Annotated in this window: 1 pseudogene; it reads right to left on the bottom strand. The window is 80.2% G+C overall.

The window, feature by feature from the left end:
• Positions 1–369, bottom strand: a pseudogene (locus Q0789_RS16620) (hypothetical protein); the annotation flags it as partial.

Consider the following 369-nt stretch of genomic DNA (forward strand, 5'->3'; position numbering starts at 1 on the left):
CGGGGTAGGTGCAGGTGGGGGTGCGGGTGCGCACGTAGCGGTCGGTGGGGGCTGAGGGTCGGTAGGGGCCGCCGCCGGTGGCGGCGACGGGGCAGGCGCTGCGGGGTCGCCGGGGCAGGGCCGGCACGGGGGTGGTGGCGGGCGTGGAGAAGTCGCCGCCGCTGGTGCCGCTGGTTCCGCCGGGGTCGGGGCTGCCGCCGGGGCCGGGGCCGCCAGGGCCGGGGCCTCCGTCGTGGGGGCCCGGGCTGTTGCCGTCGCCGGGGTCGGGAGGCGGGGGCGTGCTGGATGTGTCGGGTGGGTCGGTGGTCAGGAGGTGGCCGTCGAGGGCGATGAGCTGGCCGGTGAGGGGGTGGGTGAGGGCGCGGCGGA

It is taken from the genome of uncultured Pseudokineococcus sp., from assembly GCF_947499845.1.
In the GTDB taxonomy this organism is placed as follows: Bacteria; Actinomycetota; Actinomycetes; order Actinomycetales; family Quadrisphaeraceae; genus Pseudokineococcus.